The 3,735-nt window shown below is 65.2% G+C and carries 3 protein-coding genes; all 3 read right to left on the bottom strand.

Annotated elements, in window-relative coordinates; genetic code table 11:
* The coding region (locus ACYVDE_RS17100; protein ID WP_460502761.1) for a carboxylesterase family protein at nt 1-737 on the bottom strand (737 nt) is incomplete at its 3' end.
* Nucleotides 738-879: 142 nt separating this feature from the next.
* On the bottom strand, nt 880-1,818 hold the full coding sequence (locus ACYVDE_RS17095) for a YitT family protein (RefSeq protein ID WP_460502760.1): 939 nt from the start codon (nt 1,816-1,818) through the stop codon (nt 880-882).
* Nucleotides 1,819-1,969: 151 nt separating this feature from the next.
* The coding region (locus ACYVDE_RS17090) for an alpha-amylase family glycosyl hydrolase (protein ID WP_460502759.1) at nt 1,970-3,735 on the bottom strand (1,766 nt) is incomplete at its 5' end.

The following is a 3,735-nucleotide window of genomic DNA, read 5'->3' as shown; positions in this document are numbered from 1 at the left end:
ACTTCGGTGGCGGTAGCGCCGGGCGGAATTTCGCCCACGGCGGCGCTCATGGCACGTAGCATCGCCTGGCGGTTGCGGGTGAGGCCCAGCGGCGCGCTGTGCAGCATCACGCGGCGGAAAAGCTGCGGGGCGTCGTCGGTCAGCATCAGCTGGGCAATGGCATCGGCCCCCGACGAATGGCCAAACATGGTAACCAAAGCCGGGTCGCCGCCGAACGCGCCGATATTGCGTTGCACCCAGCGCAGAGCGGCCAGCAGGTCGAGCAGGCCGAGGTTGGGCGGCGTGGTATCGGTGCCCAGAAACCCGAACAGCCCCAGCCGGTACGTCACGGCCACAAACACCAGCCGCTGCTCACTCACCCAGGTAGCGGGGTCGTACAGGGCCAAATCGCCGGCGCCCGACACGTAGGAGCCGCCGTGTACCCACACGACGACGGGCAGCTTTTCCCTGGGCCGAACATCGGCCGGCACCGTGATGGACAGGCGCAGGCAGTCTTCGTCGAAATCCAGGGCCGCGAACAGGTCGCCCATTACCTGGTCCACGCGCGGGTCGGCCAGCTGGGGGCAGGCGGGCGCCGGAGTAGTGGCGTGAATGGGTTCAGTCGCGTCCGGCTCTGGCTCGGGCGGCCGGAAGCGGGCGGCGCGGGCGTAGCGGATGCCCGTGACGCGCAGTACCGGCCCATCAGCCCGGCCGATGATGCGGCCGGCGGGGGCGGAGAAGGTGGGAGGAGGTAGCAAAGGAGAATTGAATGATTCAGAACGTCATGCTGAGCGCAGCCGAAGCATCTCTACCGCTTCGTTGCTTCATCTGAATTAGTATTGAGGTAGAGATGCTTCGGCTGCGCTCAGCATGACCGTTTATTTTGCTTTTTGCTAACTCCTAATGCAGCGCCCGCTTCTTGATGATGCCGCCCTGCGCGTCGTCGATGCGGTACTGCACGATAAAGGCGCGCGGGTCGACTTCCTGCACCGCCGTGCGCAGGGCGGGCAGCTCCAGGCGCGTGACCACGGTGAACACGATGTCGCGCTCCAGGCCCAGCTCGCCGCGCTTGCCGTAGCCCGATTTGCCCTGGTACATCGTCACGCCCCGGCCCAGCTTCTCGGTGATGACTTTGCGCACCGCGTCGCTGTGCTCCGAAACAATGGTGACGCCCGTGTACTGCTCAATGCCGTTCAGCACGAACTCCAGCACGCGGGCGGCGGCGAAGTAGGTGAGCATGGAATACAGAGCCGGCTCGGTGCCCAGCACCAGCACCGCCACGCCGAAAATGACGACGTTGAGAATGAGAATCAAGTCGCTCACTTTCAGCAATACTAGGAAGCGGCTCACCAGCAGGGCGGCAATTTCGGTGCCGTCGAGCACGGCCCCGCCGCGCATGGCCAGCCCGATGCCCGCCCCAATGAACACCCCGCCGAATACGGCCGTGAGCAGCTTATCGTGCGTCACATCGGGGAAGGGCACCACGGCCAGCACCAGCGCCAGTCCGCCAATGCCCAGCGCGCTGCGCAGGGCAAAGCGCCGCCCCAGCTGGTTGTAGCCGAGGGCAATGAAGGGCAGGTTGATGACGAGAATCAGAATGGACAGCGGCAGCCGAAATGCCGCCGCCAGCAGCATCGATACCCCCGTGACGCCGCCATCAATGAAGTGGCTCGACAGCAGAAACGCCTTCAGCCCAAACGCCGCCGACACCACCCCGGCGGTGATGAACAGGGCGTTTTTCAGCTCCGAGTTGGGCCGGTTGAGCTGGGCCACGGCGGTGGGGGCGGCGGCCGGGTTATCGGGAAGGGTATCGGTAGGGGAGGACGTTGTTTCGGTCATAGCAAGAGCAATAGAGATAATAAAATAGCAGAACGTCATGCTGAGCTTGCCGAAGCATCTCTACCGCGTAACTAATCTCGGCGATTGAGTTTACTACTGCGGTAGAGATGCTTCGACGAGCTCAGCATGACGTTCTTATTGGTACGAGCAACTAGCCTTCCTGCGACAGAATCAATGCCGCGTAGGGCGCGATGGCGATGCTGCCGTGCCAGGCAAAGCCGTCGTACTCGCCTTCCTCAGCGTCGAGGCCGAAGCTGGGCATGTCGCCGAATTCGCCGTCGTAGCCCTGCCAGTCGCTGTTGAAGCGCACCGTCCAGTGGCCGGGGCCGGGCAGGCCGATGGTGTAGCCGGCGTGGGCCTGGTTGGCGAAGTTGGCCAGCACCACGGTGGTATCGCCGGGGGCGGTGGCATCGCCCGACTGGCGCACAAAGGCCACCAGCTTGTCGGCGTTGTTGATGTGCGAAACCCGGGCGTGCTGGCCGGTGAGGCCGCGCGTGTTGCCGCGCTGGTTGCGGCGCAGGGCAATGAGGTCGCGGTAGAGGCCCACTAGGCCGCCGCGCTCCTCGGCGCGCTGCCACTGCACGGGCTCGGTGTCGACGAACGCACCATCGGCCAGCATCTCCTGGCCCTGAAAAATCATCGGGATGCCGGGGGCCGTCATCACCAGGGCCGCGCCCAGGGTGGTGCGCTTCTTGGCAAACCAGTGGTCGGCCGCGCCGGGCATAATTTCCTCGGCCACGCGGTGCTTGCCGTTGGCCACCTCGTCGTGGCTTTCGGTGTAGATGACGCGCCGGAAAGCGTCGTCATTATACCGCTGCGTGAGGGCGCCGGCCACGGCGTGCATGTCGCGGTCGGCGTCGTTGGGCGTCGTTAGGGCGTCCACGATGGGGTACACAAACGCGCCGTCCCACTGCGAGCCGAAGCCCTGGCCGCCGTTTTCTACCGTTTCCGTAATGCCGGCGTTGCCACGTAGGTCTTCGGCGATGGTGATTTTCCAGGGCATGGTTTTGCCGATTTCTTCGTTCACCCAGCGCATCAGGCTCCAGCCTTCGGGCAGGTCGGCGCCGGGGTCTTCCTCGCCGTGCACGTTGCGGATGAAGGCAATGGCATCGGCGCGCAGGCCGTCGCAGCGGTAGTCGGTCAGCCACATCAGGGCGTTGTCGCGGATGTACTGGCGCACTTCGGGGCGGCCGTAGTCGGGGCGGTTGTGGCCCCAGGGCGTTTCGGCCTTCCAGTCGTTGTAGAAGTAGATGCCGCCGCCGTCGTTCTCGCTCCAGCCGTCGAACTGCCACAGGTCGAGGTCGCCGGGGCCGAAGTGGTTGTACACCACATCGAGCACCACCGCGATGCCGTGGGCGTGCGCCGCCTTCACCAGTTCCTTGAAGGCCTGCGGTCCGCCGTAGTCGCTTTCCAGCGCGAAGGGGTTGGCCGGGTTGTAGCCCCACGAGCGGCTGCCCGGAAACTCGGTGGCCGGCAGCAGCTCAATGCAGTTAATGCCCAAATCGCGCAGGTAGGGCAGCTTTTCAATCACGCTCAGGAAGGTGCCCACTCGCTCCGCGTCGGGCGCGTTGAAGGTGCCCACGTGCAGCTCGTACACCACCAGTTCGTTCCAGGCCGGCATCTGAAAGTTGTCGTCGCCCCAGTCAAACACCGGGTTGTGCACCACCGACGAGCCGGCCGAGTTCGTTACCTGCCGGGCGTAGGGGTCGTTGCGGTCAAAGGTTTGCGCGCCGTTTGTGATGCGGAACTTGTACTCGTCGCCGGGCTTGGCTTCGGCCACGTCGGCCGCCCAGTAGCCGTCGGCTTCGTGCGCGAGCGGGTGCTTGTCGCCCGTCCAGTTATTGAAGGAGCCCACCACGGCCACGGCCTCGGCGTGCGGGGCCCACACCCGGAAGGTGGTGCCGGCCGCGTGGGGCA

This window comes from Hymenobacter agri, assembly GCF_054778495.1.
The sequence above is the reverse complement of the archived record's forward strand: the minus strand, read 5'-3'. Positions and strand labels throughout refer to the sequence as shown.